The organism is Niveispirillum sp. SYP-B3756, assembly GCF_009495745.1.
GTDB lineage: Bacteria > Pseudomonadota > Alphaproteobacteria > Azospirillales > Azospirillaceae > Niveispirillum.
Genome location: NZ_WIDQ01000005.1, coordinates 298829 through 322976, shown reverse-complemented (window position 1 = coordinate 322976; position 24148 = coordinate 298829). Strand labels below are relative to the sequence as shown.

Annotated in this window: 27 protein-coding genes; all 27 read right to left on the bottom strand. The window is 61.8% G+C overall.

Features of this window, described 5'->3' with window-relative positions:
- Positions 1-22: 22 nt before the first annotated feature.
- The 27 genes from GE253_RS13700 to GE253_RS13570 all read right to left on the bottom strand — a co-directional run bounded on the left by GE253_RS13700 (position 23) and on the right by GE253_RS13570 (position 24139).
- On the bottom strand, positions 23-451 hold the full coding sequence (locus tag GE253_RS13700) for a GPW/gp25 family protein (RefSeq protein ID WP_153204668.1): 429 nt from the start codon (positions 449-451) through the stop codon (positions 23-25).
- Between the two features lie 4 nt (positions 452-455).
- Positions 456-752, bottom strand: coding sequence for a PAAR domain-containing protein (locus GE253_RS13695; RefSeq protein ID WP_153204667.1), 297 nt, complete (start codon positions 750-752; stop codon positions 456-458).
- Between the two features lie 25 nt (positions 753-777).
- On the bottom strand, positions 778-2577 hold the full coding sequence (gene vgrG, locus GE253_RS13690; protein ID WP_153204666.1) for a type VI secretion system tip protein VgrG: 1800 nt from the start codon (positions 2575-2577) through the stop codon (positions 778-780).
- Entirely contained in the window at positions 2574-3275 is a 702-nt protein-coding gene (locus tag GE253_RS13685) for a LysM peptidoglycan-binding domain-containing protein (protein ID WP_153204665.1), read from the bottom strand. The genes vgrG and GE253_RS13685 overlap by 4 nt, the downstream gene beginning before the upstream one ends.
- Before the next feature lies 1 nt (position 3276).
- Positions 3277-3477 (bottom strand): DUF5908 family protein, encoded by a 201-nt coding sequence (locus tag GE253_RS13680; protein ID WP_153204664.1) that lies wholly within the window; start codon positions 3475-3477, stop codon positions 3277-3279.
- A 25-nt stretch (positions 3478-3502) separates the two neighbouring features.
- Entirely contained in the window at positions 3503-4030 is a 528-nt protein-coding gene (locus GE253_RS13675; RefSeq protein WP_153204663.1) for a phage tail protein, read from the bottom strand.
- Between the two features lie 40 nt (positions 4031-4070).
- A complete protein-coding gene (locus GE253_RS13670) occupies positions 4071-4520 on the bottom strand; it encodes a phage tail protein (RefSeq protein ID WP_153204662.1) in 450 nt (149 codons plus the stop codon).
- Between the two features lie 31 nt (positions 4521-4551).
- Complete coding sequence (locus tag GE253_RS13665) at positions 4552-6174, bottom strand: phage tail sheath C-terminal domain-containing protein (protein ID WP_153204661.1); 1623 nt, start codon at positions 6172-6174, stop codon at positions 4552-4554.
- A 72-nt stretch (positions 6175-6246) separates the two neighbouring features.
- Positions 6247-7521: a hypothetical protein gene (locus tag GE253_RS13660; RefSeq protein WP_153204660.1), complete on the bottom strand. Its 1275-nt coding sequence runs from the start codon at positions 7519-7521 to the stop codon at positions 6247-6249.
- On the bottom strand, positions 7472-8074 hold the full coding sequence (locus GE253_RS13655) for a DUF4255 domain-containing protein (protein WP_173012631.1): 603 nt from the start codon (positions 8072-8074) through the stop codon (positions 7472-7474). Before GE253_RS13655 ends, GE253_RS13660 begins: the two co-directional genes overlap by 50 nt.
- 516 nt (positions 8075-8590) lie before the next feature.
- Positions 8591-8989 (bottom strand): hypothetical protein, encoded by a 399-nt coding sequence (locus GE253_RS13650; protein WP_153204658.1) that lies wholly within the window; start codon positions 8987-8989, stop codon positions 8591-8593.
- Positions 8990-9070: 81 nt separating this feature from the next.
- Positions 9071-9994: a ribokinase gene (locus tag GE253_RS13645; RefSeq protein ID WP_153204657.1), complete on the bottom strand. Its 924-nt coding sequence runs from the start codon at positions 9992-9994 to the stop codon at positions 9071-9073.
- Positions 9995-10068: 74 nt separating this feature from the next.
- On the bottom strand, positions 10069-11793 hold the full coding sequence (locus GE253_RS13640) for a long-chain fatty acid--CoA ligase (protein ID WP_153204656.1): 1725 nt from the start codon (positions 11791-11793) through the stop codon (positions 10069-10071).
- A 163-nt stretch (positions 11794-11956) separates the two neighbouring features.
- Positions 11957-12334: a monovalent cation/H(+) antiporter subunit G gene (mnhG, locus tag GE253_RS13635; protein ID WP_153204655.1), complete on the bottom strand. Its 378-nt coding sequence runs from the start codon at positions 12332-12334 to the stop codon at positions 11957-11959.
- Entirely contained in the window at positions 12327-12665 is a 339-nt protein-coding gene (locus GE253_RS13630) for a cation:proton antiporter (protein WP_153204654.1), read from the bottom strand. Before GE253_RS13630 ends, mnhG begins: the two co-directional genes overlap by 8 nt.
- On the bottom strand, positions 12662-13135 hold the full coding sequence (locus GE253_RS13625; protein WP_153204653.1) for a Na+/H+ antiporter subunit E: 474 nt from the start codon (positions 13133-13135) through the stop codon (positions 12662-12664). The genes GE253_RS13630 and GE253_RS13625 overlap by 4 nt, the downstream gene beginning before the upstream one ends.
- The gene (locus GE253_RS13620) at positions 13132-14694 is read right to left on the bottom strand and encodes a Na+/H+ antiporter subunit D (RefSeq protein ID WP_153204652.1); all 1563 of its coding nucleotides are present in this window, start codon (positions 14692-14694) and stop codon (positions 13132-13134) included. The genes GE253_RS13625 and GE253_RS13620 overlap by 4 nt, the downstream gene beginning before the upstream one ends.
- Entirely contained in the window at positions 14691-15050 is a 360-nt protein-coding gene (locus tag GE253_RS13615; protein WP_153204651.1) for a Na+/H+ antiporter subunit C, read from the bottom strand. Before GE253_RS13615 ends, GE253_RS13620 begins: the two co-directional genes overlap by 4 nt.
- A 4-nt stretch (positions 15051-15054) precedes the next feature.
- Positions 15055-15477, bottom strand: coding sequence for a Na+/H+ antiporter subunit B (locus GE253_RS13610; RefSeq protein ID WP_211101445.1), 423 nt, complete (start codon positions 15475-15477; stop codon positions 15055-15057).
- On the bottom strand, positions 15474-17813 hold the full coding sequence (locus GE253_RS13605; protein WP_153204650.1) for a putative monovalent cation/H+ antiporter subunit A: 2340 nt from the start codon (positions 17811-17813) through the stop codon (positions 15474-15476). The genes GE253_RS13610 and GE253_RS13605 overlap by 4 nt, the downstream gene beginning before the upstream one ends.
- Before the next feature lie 214 nt (positions 17814-18027).
- The gene (locus GE253_RS13600) at positions 18028-18645 is read right to left on the bottom strand and encodes an ATP-dependent Clp protease proteolytic subunit (protein WP_153204649.1); all 618 of its coding nucleotides are present in this window, start codon (positions 18643-18645) and stop codon (positions 18028-18030) included.
- A gap of 179 nt (positions 18646-18824) precedes the next feature.
- Positions 18825-19769 carry a Gfo/Idh/MocA family oxidoreductase gene (locus GE253_RS13595; protein WP_153204648.1) on the bottom strand — a complete coding sequence of 315 codons (945 nt, stop codon included), beginning with the start codon at positions 19767-19769 and terminating at the stop codon, positions 18825-18827.
- Positions 19770-20047: 278 nt separating this feature from the next.
- Entirely contained in the window at positions 20048-20890 is an 843-nt protein-coding gene (locus tag GE253_RS13590; protein ID WP_153204647.1) for a class III extradiol dioxygenase subunit beta, read from the bottom strand.
- Between the two features lie 21 nt (positions 20891-20911).
- The gene (gene ligA / locus GE253_RS13585; RefSeq protein ID WP_153204646.1) at positions 20912-21298 is read right to left on the bottom strand and encodes a protocatechuate 4,5-dioxygenase subunit alpha; all 387 of its coding nucleotides are present in this window, start codon (positions 21296-21298) and stop codon (positions 20912-20914) included.
- A complete protein-coding gene (locus tag GE253_RS13580; RefSeq protein WP_247878645.1) occupies positions 21298-22206 on the bottom strand; it encodes an amidohydrolase family protein in 909 nt (302 codons plus the stop codon). Before GE253_RS13580 ends, ligA begins: the two co-directional genes overlap by 1 nt.
- Before the next feature lies 1 nt (position 22207).
- Positions 22208-23248 (bottom strand): amidohydrolase family protein, encoded by a 1041-nt coding sequence (locus GE253_RS13575; protein ID WP_247878644.1) that lies wholly within the window; start codon positions 23246-23248, stop codon positions 22208-22210.
- 12 nt (positions 23249-23260) lie between these two features.
- On the bottom strand, positions 23261-24139 hold the full coding sequence (locus GE253_RS13570) for a DUF1932 domain-containing protein (protein ID WP_153204645.1): 879 nt from the start codon (positions 24137-24139) through the stop codon (positions 23261-23263).
- Between the last annotated feature and the right edge of the window lie 9 nt (positions 24140-24148).

Genomic DNA, 24148 nt, shown 5'->3' with positions numbered 1-24148 from the left:
GGGGCGGCTCGGGTGGCAGGGCTTACGGCGGCGACGGGGGAAGCGTCGCCTCCTGCAAGTAGAAGGGATAGACCAGATTGCTGCGCACATTGGTCTGGCGGATGGTGAAATTGACGTTGATGTTCACATAGCCCTGTTCTGCATCCAGGTCGGACAGAGAGATATCCTCCACGTCGATGCGCGGCTCCCAGTTCAGCACCGCCTTGCGGATGATATCGGCGATCTCGTTGGCTGTGGTCGTCGTCAGGGCGGCGAACACCTTGGAATAAAGGGCGGAGCCATAACCGGCCAGCATCAGCCGTTCCCCCAGGGAGGTGGAGAACAAGATCCACAGGCTTTGCTTGATGTCTGTCGCATCCGCCACCATGACGATGGAAGCGGTGTCACGGCTGAAGGTGGGCGGAAAGCTCCAGCCGACGCCGAGGAAGGGGGGATTGGCGATCTGGGCCATGGGTTCAGCCCCCGATCATCACGGTGGGCCAGCCAGTCAGGATCTTGCCACCATGGGCGGTGGTATCGCCCATGCGGGCGGCGGGTTTGCCGCCGATCTTCACCGTGGCGGACCCCTTGGCGATGCTGTCCGGCGGCCCGACGCAGAGGCACGCGTCCCCCACCCGTGCCGCCGCCAGCCCGCCGATCAGCACAGTGGGTTCCCCGGCCAGCACCGGTCCGCCCACATGGGGAATGGGCGGTACGCCCGGGGTCTGTTGCGGGCAGGTGTGCATGTCGGTCATGCGGGCGGCGAACGTCATAGGCGGCTCCTGTGGTTGGGGGCGCTCAATTGATCTTCACCATGGCGCCCTGAATGGTGACCGCGGTCTTGCCCTTGAGGGTGGTATTGGCCCCCTCGGCGGCATAGTCTTTCTGGGCGCTCTCGCTGATGCTGAGACCGGAGATGTCCACATTCTTGGCAGCGCTCACCGATATGTTGGCCTGGCTGTTGATGGCGATGTCGCCCTTGGCATTCAGGGTCATCTTGCCGGCACTTTCGATGGTGATGCCCTCCGGGGCCATGGTCAGCTTGTTGCCTTTCAGATCCTTCAGCGTAATGGTCTTGGCGTCCTCATCCATGCGGAAATTGTGGCCACCGGGTGTGGAAATCTCCACCGCCTTCTTGTCCTCGAAGAAATCCAGCCGCAGTTTGGATCTGGTGACGATGGTCTTCTGATTGTTGGCGGCAGCCGGGGGGACCGGCGGTTTATATTTCTTGCTGTACAGGCTGGCGACGATAACCGGAAAGCGGGGATCGTCATTCATGAAGGCGACCACCACCTCGTCCCCGATTTCGGGATAGAATTCGGCACCGATGCCGTTGGAGGCGTAGAAACTGCCCAGCCGCGCCCACACCCCCAGGGTTCCGGTGGCCTGGAGCAGCGGCAGGGTAACATAGACGCGGAATTCGCCTTCCGGATCCTGGTCCAGCTTCTGCACGATGCCGGTCTGCAGATTGCCGACCGGCGGCAACTGGCCCGCCGCCCCGGGGGCGGGGATGTCCGGGGCGGTGGCGGAAAACCAGGCGAAGGGCAGGCCGAATTCCAGGGTCGTCTTCCAGAACCCTTCGGTCAGGTTGTGATGGACGGCGGCGACGTACACATTGCCGTTGAAACGGTCTCCCACCCCGGCCAGGGTGACCATATTCCCCATCTTTGCCAGCGGGCTGCCCTGGAAGGCCACCATGCCGCGAATTTTTGACAGCTTGCTTTTCAGCAGCGCCCCCGAGGACCAGGCGGTCAGGTCCGCCGTCGGCAGCTCGCCCCCGGTCTGCTGCGGGTAGAGGCTGACATTGAACACCTTGGCCAGCGTGGCGGATGACAGGTTGCCCGCCTCGGTTACATTGGCGCTGGCGGTGCCGGAGCTGGCCAGCTTCTGGGTCGCCGGATCCCAGGCATAGCTTTTCATGGCGCTGGCGGCGTATTGGGTGGAAGCGTCCAGCTCCGCCTGGAAATCCAGGATGGAATCGCCGAAAGTCAGGGTCAGCACCGGGGCCGCAGCGGTATCGGGCGGGGCCACCGTCACCTTGGCGGCTTCCACCATCACCACCATGCTGTTCAACTGGGCGCGGATCACCATCAGATCCCAGTCGGTGCTGTAATATTGCACAATGGTGGGCTGCTGGGCGCTGGTGGAGGTGACATTCTTTGCCAGCCCGGCATTGCCGATCAGTTTTTCGATCAGCGCACTGTCGGTGATATTCTCATAAATGGCGTTGTGGCGGGCCAGGGTCATCGCCATAGCCTTGTCCGTCGCCTCCACCACCAGCCGGGAGGCATCGTTCTCACTGATCTCCAGCCCCAGTCGAAACACCAACCCGGTGAACAGGACGGTTTCCTTGCTGTCATAGCCCAGGGATATTTCCAGCTTTGCCCCGGGCACAAAGGCGGATGAGGCGCTGATGGGGAAGCTTTCGGTGGCAGCACTGCCGTCATACAGCACGACCCGTGCCTTGGGCAGCTTGTTGACACCGGTCCAGATATCGACGGACAGCACCTGCCAGGCACCGTCGATGGCGGTACCATTGGCCTTGATGGTGAAGCTGGCCGTGGCACCGGCCACCTGCACGGGGGAGGGGGCGGTCATTGGCCAGCTCCGGACAGAGGGGGGAACAGCAGTTGGGTGCCGGGCACCAGTTGGCGGAAATCGGTCAGGCCGTTGGCCTCCGCCACCCTCAGGTAATAAAGGCTGCTGCCATAGATGCGGTGGCACAGGGCGGGCAGGGTGTCACCGGCCGCCACCGTCACGGCATGGGTCAGGTCAGGGGAATTCTTGTTCGCTTCCTTCGCCAGTTCCTGATTGCTGGTGAAGCCCAGGAAGGTCACCGACGCCTTGGCGCGGATCGGCGTGCCGTCGGGTTTGAACAGGGTATAGACGATGGACAGGGATTCCATCCGGCACTGAAACTGCAACTGGGCCCAGGAAAGCTTCACATAATTCGGGCTGTGAATCTTCCCGTTCATATCCAGCACCAGCGCCTTGAAGTCCTCAATCAGTCCGGCCACCCCGTCCGTTGGTGCGTTTGATTTGCCGGGGACAGGGCTGGGAATGATTCCGGTGGTGTCGAACATCAGGTCGAACGACACGCAGTCGGCACCGATCCGGTTGAAATCGGGCGACGGGCCGTTGCTGCCCTGGGCCTGCCGGTTATTGTACTTGATCTTGTAATTGTAGGTGTAGCTGGCCGGGTTGATCCACACCGTGAACGGTGTGCCGACCGGAGATGTGAAGTCCGCGTTGGAATAGGCGGTGATGGTCATCTTCTGCAGGCTGCTGCCGAACATATCAGCGTGCCTCCTGCCGGCGCATGGCCAGCAACACCTGGCGCACGCAGCGGGCGATGATCTCCTCCATCTGGTCAGGCGGCAGCGGTGCGCAACCCCCGCATGGATCGCCCGGTTCGGTTCCGGAATCGTCCCGACCGGTGGCTTTTTTGCCGTCGCCCACCGCCATGCGGACCGCGATTTCCGATACTTCCAGCGGCATTCTCAACGCACCTTGGTTAGAATGGTCACTGCGTCCGGATCAGGCCGGCCACCGCCGGTACCATGACCAACTGTTCATTCAGCGGAACGCGGGTGATGTAGGTACAGGAAAATTCCAGTATTTCGGTCAAGACCTTGTTCTCCTGGGCATTCAACGGACCTGTCACCCAGCGCACTGGCCAGGCGTTGGCCACGTTCCACGCCACCAGGGGCCAGCCATTTTCCCCCAACAGCATCACCACCAGGCTTTGGGTCAGGATGGGGAGCGACAGGCTGGACCCCACCGTCTGTGCCGCCCATTCCGACAGAAAGGACGGGGCGGTGACATAGCCGCGTTTCAGTACCAGATTCGGGGATTTGGTCTGGGATGGCAGCTGATAGACAAAGCGGTTTTCCCCGCCTTCCTTCAGCGGCTCGGTCTCAATCTGGGCATCAAGACCGGAGACCTCCTCGAAGCTGGTGTCGGCACGGCTTGCCAACTGTAAAGGAGTTCCGGTTCCCGCCACGACGACGGTGAACCGGAACCCTGGCACAGGGTAGTAGGTGTCGTTCATCCGGCCGTTCCGCCGTCATGGGTATCCCTGGGGTACCGGATCATGGCGCGGAGATGACCAGGGTTTCATAGGCCACTTCCACACTTTCCACCGCAACCTCATTGCCTTCCGACTTCAGGTCGGTGCCGGTCACCTTGGTGGGCCAGGCATTGTTCAGGGTCCACACCATCTTCGGTGTGCCGGTTTCATCCAGCAGATTGATCACCACCGTTTGGCGGGAGATGGTGTTCATCTTGATCTGGTTGAACCAGTTCCACAGGGTGCTGTCATTGACGAAGATGCCCTTGCGCATGGTCACGTTGCTGACCTTGCCCAGACCCGGCATCTTGATGGGATAGAAGCTGGGGCTGTCGCCGTGCCGGTACTCGATCACCCGGGCTTCTGAATCCAGCCCGGTCACTTCCTGGAAGCTGACCGTGTCACTGCCGATCTGGACAGAGAAGTAAAATTTAGGAAGTGGCCAAATATCGTTTTGGACTTCACCGGTCATGGTTCTCTCCTATCTATGCGGACAGTGGCGATCAGGCGCCCTGCATCTGTTGGGTGAAGGTCAGTTCGATGAATTCGGCCGGGTGGATCATCTGCAAGGTGACCGCCACCACCATGTAGCCATCCAGGATATCCTGGGCGGTCATGGTTGACCCCAGTCCGCACTGGACCGAAAAGGCATCGCTGGCGGTGTCGCCCATCAGGCCGCCCTGGGTCCATAGTCCGGTCAGGAAATTGGAGATCATCGATGTGACCGTGACCCAGGTCTTGCCGTCATTGGCGGCGAAGACAAAGGGCTGAAGCGCCGTCTTGATCGACTGTTCGACATAGATCAGGGTCCGGCGCACCTGGATATAGCGGTAATCGGCGCTGTTGCCATCCAGGGTACGGGCCCCCCACACCACAGTGCCCCGGTTGGTGAAGGCGCGCAGGATATCGATGGCATTGCCATTCAGAGGCTTGTTGTAGTCGCCCTGATCGGCGTCAGTCAGCAGCACTTCCGGGGCGGTGACCGAAGCGACGGTCATGTTGGCCGGGGCGTTCCAGACGCCATTGGTATTGTCGTTGCGGGTCCAGATGCCGGCCATGGCGCCGCTGGGCGGGGCGGCATTCAGCTTGCCCACCAGGATGTCCTGCACCTGGCTCATCAACGGCAGGGCATTGACCAGGTAATTGTCGAGGGCCTGGATGTTGCTTGCGCCAGTGACCGTCGGACTTTCGAGGCTGGTGGGAAATGCATCGTTGATCTTATTTTCGACTTCCGTCAGGCTGGCATCCTTATAGGAGGATTTAGCCTGGGTCTCCAGCAGGCTCTTCAACAGGTCGCTGGCGTCCTGGTTCGGCTGCAGGTTGGTATAGTCCACATCGCTGATATTCATCAAAGTGGTCTGCATGGCCGGGGCATAGGCGGCGCCATAGCTGAACGATGCCGATGCGGCGGCAATCTCGGCGTAGAATGTAGCCCGCTGTTCGGCCAGGCCGGTCTTGGTCCATTTGGTGGAATCCATGGCCCCCGGCAAATCCAGAATGGCAACCCGGTCCTGCAAGCTGGCGGCCTGGTCCAGCATTTTGCGCACCACCGCGCCATAATCGTCATCGGCCAGCAGACAGGCGTCGGGCACCACGGTCATGGTGGGGCCGACCTTGTCCTCTGCCACACTCAAGCCTTCAATCAGCTTGTCCTTGGTGATGGCGACACCGGCCCCGGAATAGGGATCGGTGGATTTCACGCCGCCATAGTTGCAGACAGACACGACATAGCAGGTGCCACCACCATTATCGTAGAACAACTTTACAGCATTGAATAGGTTGAACTGAACTGTTTTGTCGTTGGTCACTTCAGTATTTGTGATTATGAAATAGCCTACCTTGCCATCTTTTTTGGTGGCCTGAAAATCGTAATTGTCCGCTGCTGTGACTTCTTCTACTGCGTATTTCGCATCATAGCCATAGCCAAACCAGCTGTAATAATCGGCCATGGAGCCCAACTCGATCGCCTCTGAATAGGCTTGTTTGCCGGTGGACGGGTTCTTGGCGAAATCAGTGTAGCCGATAAAGATCGGCACCGCCGTCGCCACGCCGACAATGGAAGGCGGGAAGGCCGGCAGTTCGGTAGTATAGACGCCGGGTGTGCTGCGGTTCCTCAAACTGGACATGACACTCGCTCTCCCCTTGATGGAATGGTGGTGGCCACACCCGCCGGTACCTGCTGGTTTCCTGACGGGTGATCAGACATAGATGTACATCTCAGACGTGCCGGACTGTTCGCTCACCCCCGGCCGCACGGGTGTACCCGGTGCGACCGGCAGGCACTCCACCCGCACGGCGTTTTCCCGCCCATCGGGCCCCCGCCGCACACCGCGCAAGCGGAACCGTTGGGCAGATTGCTGGCGCAGGGGCAATTCATCGGCCGCCTCGAACAGGAGCGCCGGCTGCCCGGTGGGCAGGATGACCCGGCTTTGTTGGCTGAATTCCGTGCCCTGACCATGGATAATCACGTCATGCAGCGTCCCTGGCGCCTGGGACGCCACATAATAACGCCACCGGGTGGACCGTGCTTCGAACCGCAGCAGATAGGTCAGGTGACCGATATCGGCCGAACTAACCGGTCCTTCATCCACCGGTGGAACAGGATAGACGCCCGGTGTTGTCGGTGTTGGCCGGGTGAGTATCAGATCAATGAAACCCAGGGGCACCTTACCGGTATCTGTATAAAGCAACGGCCACAGCGGTGTCAGATCATTCCCGTTAAAAAGGTAAATCCAGTACAACCCCATGGGGACGGTACTGAAATCCAATTGATACTGGGTCAGATCCTGATCCAGTTTCGGGATGTCCTGCTGAATGGCCGTATCTCCGGCGATGTTGATGGCCCAGATCTGCCGGGTGTCTGGCTGGATCGGCACGGTCAAGAAGGTGCCGGTGGGAGGGTAGAAAATATCGGCGGAAAGCGGTCCCTCCGACAGTATCGCATCCCGGTCGGTGGTCTGCCTGGCTTCCTGATTGCTCATATAAAAATTGAGGCGGATTGGGGCAATGCCCAGGGGCATGGCGGTGATGCCCACAAAGGCGGTGTTGGTTGGAACCATGATGAAGGATAGCCACGACCACAGGCCGCCACTGCTGCTTTGTCGCCGCAGATAATTCACCAGCCCGTCCAGCCTGGCCTCGTCCACGAAGACGGAAAAGCCGGTCCCCCAATCCCTGAACACCAGTCCCAGGGATTGCATCAGATCCAGGGATGTGGGTGTGGGTTGGATCCGGAAGTCCCGGCACCGGTCGTCATCGCCATCGTAATAGCTGTGACTGATCAGCACAGTGAAGAGTGGACGGAAGCGGCCATTATAGGCAGGGGTGCCGCCCGGGCTGCTTGAAGCCATGTTGGCGGAACCCGTCGGATGCGCCGGTCGGCCGCCGCCGCTCGTCAGGGTAAATGGCCAAGAGGGAACATGCCTACGCATCTTGCTCCCCATTTTCTGTGGACGCGCCCGGCGCCGATCCACGGGCCGGATAGGCCCTGGCCGACATGGTGTTGGACGTGAAGGGGATCAATCGCAATTTGTAAAAGACACTGGGCAAATAGCGTGTTCCCAGCATACTCATGACATAATTCACATCCACCGGACTGAGATCGGCGAATTCCAGCGTGATTTTATCCACTGTGCGATCCAGTTGAGGGGCGTTTTCCTGGGTGAACCAAGGGGTCTGCTGGAAAAAACTGATAATCCGGGAAATTGCCGCAAGTCCTTCCGGATAGGCGCGGTCAATGAAATTCGCCATGAAAATCAGGTGAAGATCGACGTAAAGCGGAGGCTGTACAATGGCATAGTCGCCCCGCCGACCGGGTTGTGCCGCAGTATAAGTGCTGATCGTTGTCTCATGAGTTATATTGTAGACTGACATGACGATTTTGTTACGAATAGATTCACTTAACTTCCCATCATGGTCACTGAAGTTGGACAGGACGACCCAACCATCGGTCCGACGCTCCCTGTTCTGCAGGAAATCATCGGAAAGCCGACAAATTGTTTCAAGAATGTTTCGGATAACATCCATTGACGCCCATCCTGGGTTCTGAGGGGAGATGCTGGCCTTAACGACACCCTTTGGGACGATGTCCATGGTGGTGGGGTATAAGCGGTATATACATTAAAAATTGTATCACGTTGAGTGGTGTCGTGAAACGGGAAAAGTACCTTAGAGGGTAAATTAATTCATTAATACATATATGAATATTTATTATTTGATTGGTTTTCTGAAAGGTGGAGCAGACTTGTTATGAAATTCCCCTGTTGGGCGGTATCGAAGGGGGATCGCTGTGCGTCCGAGCGTCTGTCTGGAAATTTATCGTGTTTTGTAACGCCAATCCCCCTTGATCGCGACCGAATTCAGGGGGATTTCGTGTTCCCTCGGACGCCGAGCGGGTGCATCCGCGCCCTCGGCTCGGCACCACGTGGTGCCGAGCCGGCAGTCGTCGGCCTCCAACCCGCCTGAAGCTCAACCTTCGGGTGGGTTGGGATTATCGGGATTTAGCCGGGTCGGATTTCTTTCAGACTTCGGGTTTACAAGGGCTCAGGGCCGCTTGCGTTGGGTGAACGCGGCGGCCAGGGCTTTCAGGTTATCCGCCTGATCGCGCGGTTCCGGTTCCGGCATATCGCCGCTGCCCGTCCCCATGCGGGAGATGATGGCATCCAGCATCTGGGGCGACAGCTTCTTCGGCCCCGGCTGCGGTTTAGCCGCGCGCTGGATGCCTTGGCCGGGGGCAGGGGAGGCGGTGGTGATGCCACCGCCGCGCGCCACCCGGTCCACCGCGCTGCCAACAATGGCCTTCAGGAAGGGCTTGGCCAGACCGCGCAGCAATTGTTCATCATCCAGCGCCCAGGTGATCAGCACGCGCTGCGCCTGGGCGCGGTTGCCCTGCGCCGCCTTCAATGCCTCACGAATTTTGAGCGTGACATAGGTATCGCTCATGGCCCACTCCTTCGGGAGATTTGTGCCCAAGACTACCGAAGCAGGCCCCGCTTGCCCAAATAAAAATGTGATGTGCCGATCTCATCCCGCCCGCAGCGCGGCAAACACCTCTTCGGCCTGCGGCATGGCGGTGCTGGTGCCGATGCGGGTACAAGCGATGGAGGCGGCGACGTTGGCATAGCGCATGGCATCGGCCAGCGCATCGCCTGCGGCCAGCCGGGCGGAAAGGCTGCCCACGAAGCAATCCCCGGCCCCGGTGGTGTCAACCGCCTTCACCTTACGGCCCGGCACCAGTTCATGGCCCGCTGATGTGACGGCCAGCGCGCCGCGCACGCCGAGTGTGGCGATCACCACCTGATCATTGCGGCGGAACAGGCGGCGGGCGGCATCGGCCACCGCGTCGACCGGGGCGTCACCGGACAGTTCGATGCCGGCGAAATGGCCCAGCTCCGTCTCGTTCACCACCAGAATGTCGGTATCGGCCCAGAGTTCAGCGGGTGCATCATCCAGCGCCGGGGCAGCGTTCAGCACCGTGCGGGCACCGGTGGCCCGCGCCTGGGCGAAGATGCTGGCGATGGTGCTGCGCGGCACCTCAAACTGGCTGACCACGATATCGCCAGCGGTAATCGCTACCCCCTCGGCATCGGCGGGCACGATCTCTTTATTGGCGGCAGGGATGACGACGATGCGGTTTTCCGCCGTCGCATCCACCAGAATCAGGGCATTGCCGGTGCCCAGCGTCTCACTCCGCTTCAGGGCGGATGCCTCGATCCCCTTTTCGGCAAAGAAGGCCACCACCTGATCGCCGAAGGCATCGCGCCCCACCCGGCCGACAAAGCTGACCGCAATACCCTGCTGCACTGCCGCGACGGCCTGGTTCAGCCCCTTGCCGCCCGGCATCAATTGCACCGTCTCCCCATTCACCGTTTCACCGGCGCGGGGTGCCGCCTGCATGGTGGCCAGGATGTCGATATTGGTGCTGCCGAGAACGATCAGCTTGGCCATGATGGACCCTTGGGTATGGATGGCGTCTTTGCGGGAAACGTTCCTAACCGTTTCCCGCCTGCGGGGGAAGAGGCTCAACCAGCCTTCTTCTTCTCCGCCTCCAACTCATCCAGCAGGGCCTTGCGCGACAGTTTGCCGATCATGGTCTTGGGCAATTCATCGCGGAATTCATACAGCTTGGGCTGTTCGATGGGGGACAGCTTGTCCTCCAGGAAGGCCTTGATATCGTCCTTGGTCAGCACCGCGCCATCACGGGTCTTGATATAGGCCTTCACTGTCTGGCCGCGATAGGGGTCGGGCACGCCCAGCACAATGCATTCCGCCACCTGCGGATGCTGATAGATCGCCTCTTCCACATTGCGGGGATAGACATTGTAGCCGCCAGCCAGGATCATGTCCTTGATGCGGTCGACGATGAAGATATAGCCATCTTCATCCATATAGCCGACATCGCCGGTATGCAGCATCCCGCCATCCAGCGTCTCCGCACTTTCCTTGTCTTTCTTCCAATAGCCCTTCATCACCTGCGGGCCGATGATGCAGATTTCGCCGCGTTCGCCGCGCTGCACTTCCGTGCGGCGATCCTCCAGGCTGACGATGCGGATATCGGTGCCAGGCACCGGCAGGCCGATGGAGCCGGCGCGGCTGGCATGGGCCGGGTTGATGGTGGCGATGGGGGCGGATTCCGACAGGCCGTAACCTTCCACCAGGGCACAGCCGGTCAGCTTCTCGAACTGCGCCTTCACCTCCACCGGCAGCGGCGCGCCGCCGGAATTGCAGACCTTGATGGAAGACAGGTCGTACTTGCCCACATCCTTGTAATTATTGATGGCGGTATAGATGGTGGGCACAGCCGGGAACTGGGTCGGCTTCTTCTTGTGGATGGTCTCCAGCACCTGCTCCAGTTCAAACCGGGGCAGCAGGATCATTTCCCCGCCATTCTGGATGCTCAGATTCATCACGCAGGTCATGGCGAAGACGTGGAACAGCGGCAGGACGCCCAGCATCCGCTCGTTCCCTGGTTCCGCCAGCGCGCTGAACCAGTAGGATGCCTGGGTGGCATTGGCGGTGATGTTCTGGTGCGTCAGCATCGCCCCCTTGGGCACACCGGTGGTACCGCCGGTATATTGCAGCACCGCCACATCATTGACGGCATCCAGCGCCACCGGGCGCAGCCTGCCGTCATTGGCTACCAGCTGTTTGAACCAGACATGCCGCCCGTCGCGCGGGATGGCGGCGATTTCCTTCTTCTTGACGAAGGGGAACAGCAGGTTTTTCGGAAAGGGCAGGATGCCGGCCATGGGCACGACGATGATCTTTTTCAGCCGGCTCTGCCCGAACATCTTGGCCAGCTTGTCATAAGTGACCTTCAGATCCAGGCTGATCATCCATTCAGCCTCGGCATCATTGATCATGTGGCAGATTTCACGTTCCGCGTAGAGCGGGTTGAAATTCACCACCACGCCGCCGGCCTTCAGGATGCCGAAATAGCAGATCACCGAATAGGGCGTATTGGGCAGGAACAGGCCGACCTTCTGGCCCTTTTGCAGCCCCATTTCCTGCAAGCCCTTGGCGAAGCGATCCACCAGGTCGGTGATCGCGCCATAGGTATATTTCTTGTCCAGGAAATCGACGCAGGGCCGGTCGCGGAAGCGCTGGGTCGCCTGATCCAGCAATTGCGGCAGCGTCCGCTCCGGAAGTGGGCTGTCCCAGGTGACACCGGGGGGGTAGGAGCCTTCCCACAGGAAGGGCCGGCGACCCTGTTGCTGCTGCTGCACGGATGCGACCGCTTCGGCCATTTTATTCCTCCCGGTATGGACTGCCGGCGCCTTCCAGCGCGACGCCTTTGAATCTCGTATATCGGTAGGGGAAATGGAACCTCAAGCGTTTCTTCCGCCTTCCGTTACGTCACCCAAGCGATTTTTTTGCAAGCCCCACCCTGACAGGGCGAATGGCCAGCGGTTACCGTCCTCCCGCCTTGTCCAACAGGCGGCGGCGCGGGTTGTCCGGGCCGTCTGCCAGATCATCCCGCACGGTGCCGGCGGCGGGCGATTCTCCGCTGGCATAGGCTGCCCGGCCGATCATGTGGGCGGCAACCGGTGTGGTCAGCAGCAGGAACAGGATGGCCGCCACGACACGGGCCACCACATCCAGGCCGGGAAAGAAAATGGCCACCGCCAGCAGCACCAGCCCGCAGCCCAGCGTGCCGGCCTTGGAACTGGCGTGCATCCGGGTCAGCGCATCGGGCAGGCGCACCACGCCCAAGGCCGCCACCAGGCAGAAAAACGCCCCGGCCACGGCCAGAATGCCGACGATGGCCTGTGCGATCTGGTCAAGCATGGGGCGACTCCTTCTCCTTCTGCGTGGCTTCCCGCTCCTCCGGCCTGTCCACCACGCGCCGTTCCAGGAAACGCGCATAGGCGACGGTGCCGAAAAAGGCGACCAGGGCCAGGGCGATGGCCGCATCCAGGAACACCACTTGGCTCACATACAGCGTGTAGAGCGCGATGAAGGCGACGGCCAGCACGCCGAACAGGTCAATGGCGATGATGCGGTCCGCCGTGGTCGGTCCGCGCAGCACCCGCACGATCACCAGCCCAAAGGCGACGAACAGCATCACCATGGCGATGGTCAGGCACCAGGTCAGGAAGGGGGTGATGGCCGGGATCATCGCAGCACCTCCAGGATACGGCGTTCCATACTGTCCTTGGTTTCGGCACACAAAGCCGCCGCATCGCCCCCGAACATGGCATGGACATAGAGATGCTTGCGGTCAGGCGCGACATCCAGGGTCAGCGTGCCGGGCGTCAGAGTGATGGAACAGGCCAGCAGGGTAATCTCCAGATCCGTCCGCGCGTCCAGCGGGATGGCGATGACGGCCGGCTGCACCTTTTCACCAAAGCCCAGCACGCTGGCCGCCACCTTCAGGGAGGAGGTGACGATTTCTTTCAGCAGCCAGAGGAAATAACCCAGCGAGCCCCAGAAGACGCGGAAATAACGCTGCGTGGGGTAAAGCGGGCGGCCCAGCCACAGCACGCCATGGCCCAGCACAAAGCCTGCCGTGAAGCCGCCCAGGCTGAAATCGGCATTAAAGCCCATCCAGGCCAGGGCCAGCAGCAGGTTCAGCACCAGCAGGTTCATGGCTGCACCTCCATCGCGGCCGTGTCAGCGGCCCCGACCAGGGTGGGTGTCGTTGGCACGGCCCCCAGCACCGCGTCGATATAGGCTTGCGGGTCAACCAAGCCATCGGCGGCCATGGCGCTGACGCGCATCAAGGGTTCGGCATAGAAACCGATGGTGACGGTGATGGCGGACAGCAGCACCAGCGGGGCCACCAGGGCCACGCGCGCCGCCCCACCCAGGCTGGTCGTGCCCAGGGCGTCGCCATCCGGGTTGGCCTTCCACACCATTTCCGCCCATAACCGCCCGACCAGCCAGAACGTCAACAGCCCCGTCACCAGTGCCGCGGCGACGATGGCCCAATTCTCCACGGCCAAGCCTGCACGCACCAGCAGAAGCTTGGACCAGAAGCCGGAGAAAGGCGGGAAGCCAGCCAGGGAGGCCAGCGGCACGAACAGCACGATGCACAGGATCGGTGCGGCGGTGAACAGCCCGCCCAGCTTGGCATAAGACGTATCCCCACCCGACAGCCGGCGGACCACGCCGGCGCCTAAGAACAGGTTGGTCTTCACCACAATGTCATGCACCAGATAGAAGACGGTGCCGGCAATGGCCAGTGGTGTGGCGATGGCGAGCCCCATGATCATGTAGCCGATATGCGCCACCACCTGCCAGGAGAGCGCCCGGCGCAGGTCACGCACTGCCAGCGATCCCAAGGCACCCGTCAGCATGGTGGCCCCGGCAATCCATAGCAGGATGCCATGGGTCCAGCCCATGTCGCCGGTGAAGATCAGGGTGAAACAGCGCAGCAGCGCATAGACCCCCACCTTGGTCAGCAAGCCGGCGAAGATCGCCTGCACCGCCACGGCGGGCGTGTGATAGGCGGCGGGCAGCCAGAAGAAGAAGGGGAAGACCGCCGCCTTCATGCCAAAGGCGATGATGAACAGCACGGCAATGGTGCTGACCAACCCCTTATTGGCGACATGCGGCACGCGCACGGCCAGATCGGCCATGTTCAGCGTACCGGTCACGCCATAGAGCAGGGCAACGGCCAGCAGGAAACAGGCGGTGGCGATCAGGTTGATGGCGGCATATTTGATGGCCCCGTCGATCTGTTCCTTCGTACCGCCCAGCGACAGCAACACGAAGGACGAGATCAGCATCACCTCAAACCAGACATAGAGGTTGAACAGATCGCCGGTGATGAAGCTGCCGCAGACACCGACCATCAGCACCTGAAAGATAATGTGGTATCCGCCGCGTTCGCGCACCGCATCCACATCGCCCAGCGCATAGACGGCCACCGCCAGCGCCATCACAGCGGCGATCAGGATCATCAGCGCCGACAGCGTGTCGGCCACCAGAATGATGCCGAAGGGGGCGGCCCAACTGCCCATCTGGGCCACCTGCACCCCGCCTTCCATCACCCGCGCCAGCAACAGGCCAGCCAGGATCAGCAGCAGCGTGCTGCCGGTCAGCGACAGCACACGCTGCAAGGAAGGACGGTTCCAGAACACAGCACACAGGGCCGCCGTGGTCAGCGGCACCAGGATGGGGGAAGCAACCAGCCAAGCGATCATACCGCATCCTCCGGCTCAGCCGTGCGCATCTGGCTGCTATCCAGCGTGCCCAGTTCCTGATAGCCGCGATAGACCAGGGCCAGCACGAAGGAGAGCAGGCCGAAACCAATGACGATTGCGGTCAGGATCAGCGCCTGGGGCAGGGGGTTTGCCAAGCCCTGGCCCAGCACCTCCTGCCCCTGGCCGATCAGGGGGGCCTGACCGGGCGTCAGCCGCCCTACCAGCAGGATGGCGACATTGACCGCGTTGGACAGCAGGATCACCCCGAACAGCACCCGCAGCAACTGGCGCGATAGGAACAGGTAGACCGCCCCGGCGACCATGCCGCCGACGGCGAAGGCCATGATGGTTTCCATGGGCTCAATCCTCTTCCATCAGGGCCTGGACCATGGCCAGCAAGGCACCCACCACCACCAGATAAACACCGATATCGAACAGCACGGGCGTGCCCAGCGCCAAAGCCTTGGCGCCGGTAGCATCCTTGAAGATGATCCAGCGCGCCGTCATGAACGGGTCGCCGCCGGGGCCGGCGAAAAAGCCGGACAGGATGCCCAGCAACAGCCCGCCGCCCAGCAGGCTGCGCGGGTCCAGCACCAGCAGGCGCTTCATCTCCTTCACGCCAAAGGCCAGCGCGTGCAGGGCGAAGGCCACGGCACAGATCAGCCCGCCAACGAAGCCGCCCCCCGGCTCATTATGGCCGCGCCAGAGGATGAAAATGGAAAACAGGATCATCAGGGCCAGCAACAGGCGCGTGGCCGTGCGCAGGATCAGGCTGTCCATCATGCGACCTCTCCCGTCTGCGGCCCCGGCTGTGGTTTAGCTTTTGGCTTGGCATAGCGCGCCTTCAGCAGGGCCAGCACGCCCAGCCCGGCGCTGGCCACCACGGTGATTTCACCCAGCGTGTCAAAGCCACGGAAATCCACCAGAATGACATTCACCACATTGCGGCCATAGGCTTCCAGGTATGAGGTATCGCCGAAGAACTGCGACAGGGTCATCGGCAGCGGCAGGGCGATGATGGCCAGCAGGATCGCCGTCACCACCCCACCCAGGCCCAGGGCCAGGATGCCATGCAGGAAGGCCGCCTGCGGCTTGCGGTCCGGCCCCTTGGGCAGGGCTGGCAGGTGGGCCAGCACCAGCACTAGGATGATGGCGGTCAGCGTTTCCACCATCAGCTGGGTGATGCCGACATCCGGTGCGCCATAGGTGATGAAGAACATCGCCACCGACAATCCATTGACCGACAGGGCAGTGATGATGCCCAGGCGTGACCGGGCACGCATGGCTCCCGCCGTACCCACCAGCATCATGATGCCCAGCAGCAGTCCCACCCATTGCCCGTGAAGATCAACGGCCGGCAGCACCAGCGCCTGGCGGAACCAGAGTGTTGCGCCCAGCAGCAGCAGCATGGCGGTGAAGATGATGGCCATATAGCGGGTCATCACCCCGCCCTGAAGCTGCCCGGTCACGGCCCGGGCCAATGCATCCAGCCCGTTCAGGATATGATCCCAGCCCTTATCGGCATCAAAACGGGTAAAACGCTGCAATCCCGCCAGCCCGGCGGTAAGGGGACGCAACGCCAGATAAAAGCCAATCCCCAGCGCCACGGTGATAGCCGACAGGCCAAGTGCAGGCGTCAGCCCGTGCCAGAGATGCAGTTCCACCGCCAGCGGTTCGCCGCGCACGGACGCCGCCACCTGCCCCAGCAGCCCATCCAGGATGCTGGGATAAAGCCCCAGCAGCAGCCCCAGGCTGGCCAGCAGCGCCGGCCCCAGCCACAATGTCAGCCCGCCTTCATGCGCATGGGCGGCGGCTTTGGACGGTGCCCCCAGGAAGGGCTTGACGAAGACCAGCCCCGCGGCACCCAGCATGGTGGCATTGGCCAGGATGGAGACCACCAGCACCGGCAAGACGGGCCGGTCGGCGGTCAACAGCCCTTCATAAATCAGTTCCTTGCCAATAAAGCCCAGAAAGGGCGGCAGGCCAGACATGGAGAGTGCGGCGAGCGCGATGAAAACACCCGTCAACGGCATGGCGCGGAACAGGCCGGACAGTTCCCTCACCTCCCGCGTGCCACTGCCATGGTCCACCGACCCGGCCCCCATGAACAGGGCGCCCTTGTACAGGCTGTGTGCCAACAGGAAGGCGGCGAAGCCGCGGATGGCATAATCCGTACCCAGCCCCACCAGCATGGTCAGCGTGCCCAGGGCCATCAGGGTGGTGTAGGCCAGGATTTTCTTCAGGTCGGTGGCGCGCAGCGCCATGGCCCCGCCCCAGAAGGCCGTCAGCGCGCCAAAGCCGGTCAGGGTCCAGAACCAGATGTCGGTGCCACCCAGCATGGGCGACAGGCGGGCCAACAGATAGATGCCGGCCTTCACCATGGTGGCGGAATGCAGATAGGCGCTGACCGGTGTGGGCGCGTCCATGGCGTTGGGCAGCCAGAAATGGAACGGCACCTGCGCCGATTTGGTGAAGGCGGCCAGCAGCAGCAAGATAAGGATCGGTAGGTAAAGCCCATGCCCCGTCAGATCCACACCCTTGGCGGCAATGGCCGACAGGCTGCCGGCACCGCCCGCCGTGCCCAGCAGAATCAGCCCGGTCAGCAGGGCCATACCACCGCCACCCGTGACCAGTAACGCCTGTAGGGCCGACCGGCGGGAACGGGCATCGGCATGGTTGAAGCCGATCAGCAGGAAGGAGGTGACAGACGTCAGTTCCCAGAACACGAACAGGCTGATGATATCATCGGCCAGCACCAGCCCCAGCATAGCCCCCATGAAGGCCATGATGAACAGCATGAATCGGCCTTCATGCCGATGGCCGCGCAGATAGCCGCCGGAATAAAGCACGATCAGCGTGCCAATACCGGTGATCAGCAGGGCGAACAGCAGCGACAGCCCATCCAGCCGGAAGGCTAGTTCCACCCCCAGCGCCGGCACCCATTTCCAGGATTCGGCCACCGGTTGCCCGCCCACCACTGTGGCCAACTGCCCGGCAAACCAGACAAAGCCCCCGGCCGGGGCCAGCGCCAGCAGCCAATGGGCGAAGGAGGGGAATAGGCGGTTGAGCGTCGGCGCCAGGGCCGCTGCCAGGAAGATGATCCCTATCGCTGTCAGCATCGCGGCGGCCGGGCTCTCTCGTTTCGGGTTGCACGTCCAGGCCAATATAGGGACTGAAAACCCTCCATCAACCAAAACCGGACCGGTCAGGGACGAAAACGTCCCAAGCTGGCCTTCGATGCCAGAAAATGCGACGGGAAAACCGGTCCAGGAAAACAAAAGGCCGGCGCCTCGGGTGAGCGCCGGCCTTTTTCAATGTCTTATGCTCTGGTGCTTATTCGTCCAGGGCAGCGGCATTGTCGATGACGTGGCTGACAACGCCATACTCCTTGGCTTCTTCGGCCGACATCCAGAAATTACGGTCGGTGTCCGCAGCCACCCGCTCAATCGGCTGGCCGGTTTCCCGGGCGATCACCGTATTGATGCGGTGGCGCATCTTGATGATCTCCTTCGCCTCAATGGCGATGTCGGTGGCGGGGCCACCCACGCCGCCGGCGGGCTGGTGGATCATGAAACGGGTGTTGGGCAGGCAATAGCGATTTTCCTTGGCAGCGCCCAGGAAGATGTGCGCGCCAGCCGACGCTACCCAGCCCGTGCCGAGGATTTTCACCTTCGGCTTGATGAAGCGGATGATGTCGTGGATCGTGTCACCCGACTCGACGTGGCCGCCGGGGGAGTTGATCACCAGCTTGATCGGATCATCGCTTTCAGCCGCCAGCGCCAGAAGCTGGGCGACAACTTCCTGCGCCACCTTCTGGTTGATTTCGCCGAACAGCAGGACCGTGCGGGCCTTGAACAGGTTCTGGGCCACGCTGGGCGGGGCCTTGGCCGGCTCCTTGGTCGCGGTCTCCGGCTTTTCTTCTTCGTCGAGACGGATCGGGTTAACGAGCAAGGCACGCTCCTGGTTTGAAGACCTGTACGATATCTGACCTAGCCGGAAATCGGCAAAGGTTCAACCCATCGCAGCATGGATAACCTTATTTGGCGCGTGTGGGTGCTTGTTCAATCACCCGCCAACGCAAAAGGGGTGGCCATGGTGCCACCCCTTACCCGATCAGAACAGCAATCAAATCAGCCGTTCAGCGACTGTTCCAGCATGTGCAACACCTCATAGCAGGGCAGAACCTGATGCACGCTGGCATTGGGTTCGCGGCCTTCCCGGATGGCGGCGACGAATTCGCGGTCCTGCAGCTCGATCCCGTTCATGGAAACGTCCACCTTGGACACGTCGATCTTCTCATCCTTGCCGGTGATCAGATCATCGTAACGGGCAATGTAGGTGCCATTGTCGCAGATATAGCGGAAGAAGGTGCCCAGCGGCCCTTCATTGTTGAAGGACAGCGACAGGGTGCAGATGGCCCCGCCTGCCGTCTTCAACTGGATCGACATATCCATGGCGATGCCCAATTCCGGGTGAATCGGCCCCTGCACGGCATGGGCCTTCACCACCTTTTCCCCCGTCTGATACTGGAACAGATCCACCGTGTGGGCGGCGTGGTGCCACAGCAGATGGTCGGTCCAGGAACGCGGCTGGCCAAGTGCATTCATATTGGTGCGACGGAAGAAATAGGTCTGCACATCCATCTGCAGAACCTTGGCTTCCCCGGCCACGATGCGCTTGTGCACGAACTGGTGCGACGGGTTGAAGCGGCGGGTATGGCCGACCATGCAGACCTTGCCGGTTTCCTTCTGCACCGCCGCCACGGCCTGGGCGTCGGCCAGACTGTCGGCGAGCGGGATTTCCACCTGCACATGCTTGCCGGCCTTCATGCATTCAATGGCCTGGGACGCGTGCAACTGGGTGGGGGTGCAGAGGATGGCGGCATCCACGCCCGGCTGGGCCAGGGCTTCCGCCAGTTCGGTGGTTACATGGGGCACGCCGTACTTGTCGGCGGTCTCCTTCGTCTGGTCCAGGCGGCGACCGACCAGGGAAACAACTTCCACCCCGTCGATCAGCTTCAGGGCATCCAGATGCTTCTGACCAAAGGCGCCAGCGCCGGCGAGGATGATCTTCATGGCTTGTACTCTCTGATGGATGGGAATGGTGTTGGGGGGAGGAGCCCGGAGCTGTCATCGCTTTCGTGAAGGCACATGCGGACCGATTGCAGGATAATGCTGTGCGTTTCACACTCTCCCCACCGTCACCCCGGCGAAGGCCGGGGTCCAGGGGCCGCAAGCACTTTGCCCTACGAACTGGACCCCGGCCTTCGCCGGGGTGACGGCTGTGAAGCGGCAGGGCGTGCCACATACCGCCGAGATCAGCGCCTATATGCTTCTACGGGAACGGCGATGGCTCACCCCCCATTCTTCAAAATCAAATGACCAACCGCCGTGTTGGAGGCCGGCACGTGGTAGAAGCGGTGCAGCAGGTCCACATTGGCCTCCAGCGCCCCGCGCATGATCAGCCACATCACCAGCTCAATCCCCTCCGACCCGGCTTCCCGCACGTAATCGATATGCGGGATGCGGGCGGCCGCTTCCGGGTCGTTGATCAGCAGGTCCAGGAAACGCTTGTCGAATTCCTGGTTGATCAGGCCTGCGCGGGGGCCCTGCAACTGGTGGCTCATCCCGCCCGTGCCCCAGATCTGCACATTCAGATCCTGGTCAAAGCTGCGGATGGCCTTGCCGATGGCCTTGCCCAGCGCATAGCAGCGGGCGCCCGACGGCGGCGGGTACTGCACCACATTGACCGCGAACGGAATCACCTTGCAGGGCCAGGCGTCGGGCTGCCCGAACATCAGCGACAGCGGCACGGTCAGCCCATGATCCACATCCATCTTGTTGACGATGGTCAGATCGAAATCATCCTGGATGACCGACTGGGTGATGTGCCAGGCCAGTTCCGGATGGCCGTGCACTACCGGCACGGGGCGCGCACCGAACCCTTCATCGGCGGGCTTGAATTCCTCCCCGCAGCCAATGGCGAAGGTGGGGATCAGATCCAGGCTGAAGGCGGATGCATGGTCATTATAGACCAGGAAAACCACATCGGGCTTTTCCTCGGCAATCCACCGCTTGGAGAAGTCATAGCCCTGGAATACCGGCGCCCAATAGGGCTCGGCAGACTTGCCCAGGTCCAGGGCCGCGCCGATGGCAGGCACGTGTGAGGTGGTGACACCTGCTGTGATTTTCGCCATTTCCGTTTCCTCCCCGTTTTATCAGACGACCTTGTTGCCGTTGCTGCCATCCGGGCGGCGTCCGCCTGACAGCATCATGGCGGCATATTCTTCCTGGCTCATGCCGGTCATCGTGGCGGCGGCGGACTGGAAGCTCTTGCCATCGGTGGCGAAAATCTTCGCCAGGAAATAGACGTTGCCGCCCAGCGACAGCAGGCGATTATAATCGCGTGCCAGAACGCCCAGCTTCTGGTCCTCCGTCATTTTCCATTCGTCCAGATAGGCACGCTCATCGGCGCGGAACCGGTCACGGTTCTCGGCCTTCATCAGCGACATGCAGAACTGGTTCAGGTGATAACCCCGGCGCGACATCTCCGCATCGAAGATGATGGTGCCTGGAATGTTTCGGTAAGACGTATCTTCGGACATCAACGCACCTCTTCCGGCCAATAGAGACGCAGGGGGTTATCCACCAGCAGCTTCTGCTGCAGTGCTGCGGTCGGGGCGATCCGCGGGATCACATCGACCAGATGCCCGTCATCGGGCATGTGGGATTTCATGTTGGGGTGCGGCCAATCCGTGCCCCACAGCACCCGGTCGGGGAAGCTTTCCACAATATGCCGGGCGAACGGCACCACGTCGCCATAGGCGGGGGGGCCGAGTTTGGACAGGCGTTCGGGGCAGCTTACCTTGGACCAGAAATTGGTGTGTTCGCGCATCAATTTCGTGAACAGGGCGAATTCCGGTCCGTCCACCGGTTTGGTCACATCCGGGCGGCCCATATGATCCACCACCACGACCGTGGGCAGGCTGGTGAAGAAATCATAGAGTTCGGGCAGTTCCTGCGCCTCGAAATAGATCACGATATGCCAGCCCAGCGGCGCGATCCGCTGGGCGATTTCCAGCAGTTCATCGCGGGGCAGGGCATCCACCAGCCGCTTGACGAAGTTGAAACGCACGCCGCGCACGCCGGCGGCATCCAGCGCCTGCAGCTCTTCATCCGTCACGCTGCGGCGCACGGTGGCAACACCGCGCGCGCGCCCGCCGGAGGCCTGCAAGGCATCCACCAGAGCGCGGTTATCGGCCCCGTGGCAGGTGGCCTGCACGATGACATTGCGGCTGAAGCCCAGATAATCGCGCAGGGCCCACAGTTTCTCCTTGGGCGCGTCGCAGGGGGTGTATTTGCGTTCCGGCGCATAGGGGAACACATCCCCCGGCCCGAACACATGGCAATGCGCATCAACGGCCCCCGGCGGGGGCACATAGGCGGGCTTGGACGGGTTGGGATGGAAGGGCAGCCAGTCGGCATCCATCTGGAAGGCGGGTTTGTCAGCCATATTACAGGTCCCTTCCGGCATTGCCGCGCGCCCTCAAGGCGGCGTCCAGACGGGGATAGACGCGGCGGGCATTGCCCTCAAACACGCGGTAGCGGTCATCATCCGATAGGGCCAAGCTGTCCAGATAGCGCTTGGTATCGTCGAAATAATTGCCGGTTTCCGGGTCGATGCCGCGCACGGCCCCCACCATTTCCGACCCGAACAGGATGTTCTTGATGTCAATCACCTTGAACAGCAGGTCGATGCCCGGCTGGTGATAGACGCAGGTGTCGAAATAGACATTCTTCATCACATGCTCGGGCAGCGGCGGCCGCTTCAGCATGTCGGCCAGCCCGCGATAGCGGCCCCAGTGATAGGGCACAGCCCCGCCGCCATGCGGGATGATGAAGCGCAGATCGGGGAAATCGCGGAACAGGTCGCCTTCGATGAACTGCATGAAGGCGGTGGTGTCGGCATTGATGTAATGCGCGCCCGTGGCATGGAAGCAGGCATTGCAGGAACCCGACACATGGATCATGGCCGGAACATCCAGTTCCACCATTTTCTCATAGAACGGGTACCAGTGCTTGTCGGTCAGCGGCGGGGCGGTCCAGTGGCCGCCGGACGGGTCCGGGTTCAGGTTGCAGCCGACAAAGCCCAGTTCGGTCACGCAGCGCTCCAGCTCCGCTACCGAATTGGCGATGGGCACGCCCGGCGATTGCGGCAACTGACAGACGCCGATGAAATTTTCCGGATAGAGATCAACCACCCGCTTGATCAGGTCATTGCAGGCTTCTGTCCAGGCGCGGCTGACGGCTTCATCCCCGACATGATGCGCCATGGTGGAGGCACGGGGGGAGAAGATGGTCATGTCCGCGCCGCGTTCGCGCAGCAATTTCAACTGGTTGGTCTCAATCGTCTCCCGGATTTCATCATCGCTGATGTCGGGACGCGTCGGTTCCGGCAGGGCGGGGTTCTTGATGCGGGCGATCTGCGCGTCGCGGAAAGTCTGATGCTTGGCGGGTGCCGTGGTGTAATGGCCGTGGCAATCGATGATCAGCATTATTGCTTTTCCTTATTTGGCAGCAAATTGAACGCGCATCGCGTCCAGCATGGCGGTGATCTCTTCCTGGTCCAGCGCGCTGGAGAGCGGCGGGGCCCATTCCTGGCGCTCCACGGTGGCCAAGCTCATCCAGGGGGACAGGCCGGCCTCTTCCACCGTGCGGGCCACCTCGCGCATTTCCTCTGCCCGGCGGTTGCCATGTTCCATGGTGCGGGAAATCATGTAGCGTGACAGCTTGTGCCAGTCCGGCCCGGGGAACAGATCGTTCAGGGAGGTCAGCACCGTGTCGTCCACCCCATAATGCCGGGCGGCCAGCAGGCTTTCGCTCAACAGCGCCTCAATCCCCTTCACCATCACTGACCGGCACATCTTGGCCGCAGAGGCCTTGCCATATTCAGCGGAGAAGACGGAGAGGTTGGACAGGCCAATATCCCGCAATGCCGCCAGCAAGCCATCGGCATGGGGGCCACCCAGCAGGATGGGGGTGCCCAGCCGCTTGGGTGGTACCGGCGACATCACGGCGGCTTCGACATAGCGGGCACCGACCCCGTTCACCGCCGCCGCCGCCTCGCCCTTGGCACCGGGGGAGGCGGAATTGAAATCTACGAACACGGCCCCGGCCGCCATACCCGCCGCCGCTGCCTTGGCCGCATCAATAGTGCGAGCGGCGGTGACGGCGCTGATCACCAGATCGGCCCCGGCCACCGCATCGGCCGCACTGTTGCCCCGGCGCAGGAAGGGCCGGGAAGCGGCAGCCTGCGATGGTGGCGAGGCAGGATCGGCAAAGCGCACATCCCAGGCTGACAGGGTGAAGCCGCGCTGAGACAGATCGTCGGCCAGGATGGTACCGACTTCTCCCAATCCGATCAGGGCGATTGATTTGAAGGACATGCTGTGACC

What these genes read in the sequence shown, in the direction of transcription:
- GE253_RS13575 (WP_247878644.1), bottom strand. Translation starts at nt 23,248, where the DNA reads ATGCTGATCATCGATTGCCACGGCCATTACACCACGGCACCCGCCAAG.
- GE253_RS13695 (WP_153204667.1), bottom strand. Translation starts at nt 752, where the DNA reads ATGACGTTCGCCGCCCGCATGACCGACATGCACACCTGCCCGCAACAG.
- vgrG (WP_153204666.1), bottom strand. Translation starts at nt 2,577, where the DNA reads ATGACCGCCCCCTCCCCCGTGCAGGTGGCCGGTGCCACGGCCAGCTTC.
- GE253_RS13580 (WP_247878645.1), bottom strand. Translation starts at nt 22,206, where the DNA reads ATGGCTGACAAACCCGCCTTCCAGATGGATGCCGACTGGCTGCCCTTC.
- GE253_RS13655 (WP_173012631.1), bottom strand. Translation starts at nt 8,074, where the DNA reads ATGGATGTTATCCGAAACATTCTTGAAACAATTTGTCGGCTTTCCGAT.
- GE253_RS13665 (WP_153204661.1), bottom strand. Translation starts at nt 6,174, where the DNA reads ATGTCCAGTTTGAGGAACCGCAGCACACCCGGCGTCTATACTACCGAA.
- GE253_RS13570 (WP_153204645.1), bottom strand. Translation starts at nt 24,139, where the DNA reads ATGTCCTTCAAATCAATCGCCCTGATCGGATTGGGAGAAGTCGGTACC.
- GE253_RS13640 (WP_153204656.1), bottom strand. Translation starts at nt 11,793, where the DNA reads ATGGCCGAAGCGGTCGCATCCGTGCAGCAGCAGCAACAGGGTCGCCGG.
- ligA (WP_153204646.1), bottom strand. Translation starts at nt 21,298, where the DNA reads ATGTCCGAAGATACGTCTTACCGAAACATTCCAGGCACCATCATCTTC.
- GE253_RS13610 (WP_211101445.1), bottom strand. Translation starts at nt 15,477, where the DNA reads ATGATGGACAGCCTGATCCTGCGCACGGCCACGCGCCTGTTGCTGGCC.
- GE253_RS13675 (WP_153204663.1), bottom strand. Translation starts at nt 4,030, where the DNA reads ATGAACGACACCTACTACCCTGTGCCAGGGTTCCGGTTCACCGTCGTC.
- GE253_RS13700 (WP_153204668.1), bottom strand. Translation starts at nt 451, where the DNA reads ATGGCCCAGATCGCCAATCCCCCCTTCCTCGGCGTCGGCTGGAGCTTT.
- GE253_RS13615 (WP_153204651.1), bottom strand. Translation starts at nt 15,050, where the DNA reads ATGGAAACCATCATGGCCTTCGCCGTCGGCGGCATGGTCGCCGGGGCG.
- GE253_RS13650 (WP_153204658.1), bottom strand. Translation starts at nt 8,989, where the DNA reads ATGAGCGATACCTATGTCACGCTCAAAATTCGTGAGGCATTGAAGGCG.
- mnhG (WP_153204655.1), bottom strand. Translation starts at nt 12,334, where the DNA reads ATGCTTGACCAGATCGCACAGGCCATCGTCGGCATTCTGGCCGTGGCC.
- GE253_RS13620 (WP_153204652.1), bottom strand. Translation starts at nt 14,694, where the DNA reads ATGATCGCTTGGCTGGTTGCTTCCCCCATCCTGGTGCCGCTGACCACG.
- GE253_RS13645 (WP_153204657.1), bottom strand. Translation starts at nt 9,994, where the DNA reads ATGGCCAAGCTGATCGTTCTCGGCAGCACCAATATCGACATCCTGGCC.
- GE253_RS13625 (WP_153204653.1), bottom strand. Translation starts at nt 13,135, where the DNA reads ATGAACCTGCTGGTGCTGAACCTGCTGCTGGCCCTGGCCTGGATGGGC.
- GE253_RS13630 (WP_153204654.1), bottom strand. Translation starts at nt 12,665, where the DNA reads ATGATCCCGGCCATCACCCCCTTCCTGACCTGGTGCCTGACCATCGCC.
- GE253_RS13670 (WP_153204662.1), bottom strand. Translation starts at nt 4,520, where the DNA reads ATGACCGGTGAAGTCCAAAACGATATTTGGCCACTTCCTAAATTTTAC.
- GE253_RS13595 (WP_153204648.1), bottom strand. Translation starts at nt 19,769, where the DNA reads ATGAAGATCATCCTCGCCGGCGCTGGCGCCTTTGGTCAGAAGCATCTG.
- GE253_RS13685 (WP_153204665.1), bottom strand. Translation starts at nt 3,275, where the DNA reads ATGTTCGGCAGCAGCCTGCAGAAGATGACCATCACCGCCTATTCCAAC.
- GE253_RS13680 (WP_153204664.1), bottom strand. Translation starts at nt 3,477, where the DNA reads ATGCCGCTGGAAGTATCGGAAATCGCGGTCCGCATGGCGGTGGGCGAC.
- GE253_RS13605 (WP_153204650.1), bottom strand. Translation starts at nt 17,813, where the DNA reads ATGCTGACAGCGATAGGGATCATCTTCCTGGCAGCGGCCCTGGCGCCG.
- GE253_RS13590 (WP_153204647.1), bottom strand. Translation starts at nt 20,890, where the DNA reads ATGGCGAAAATCACAGCAGGTGTCACCACCTCACACGTGCCTGCCATC.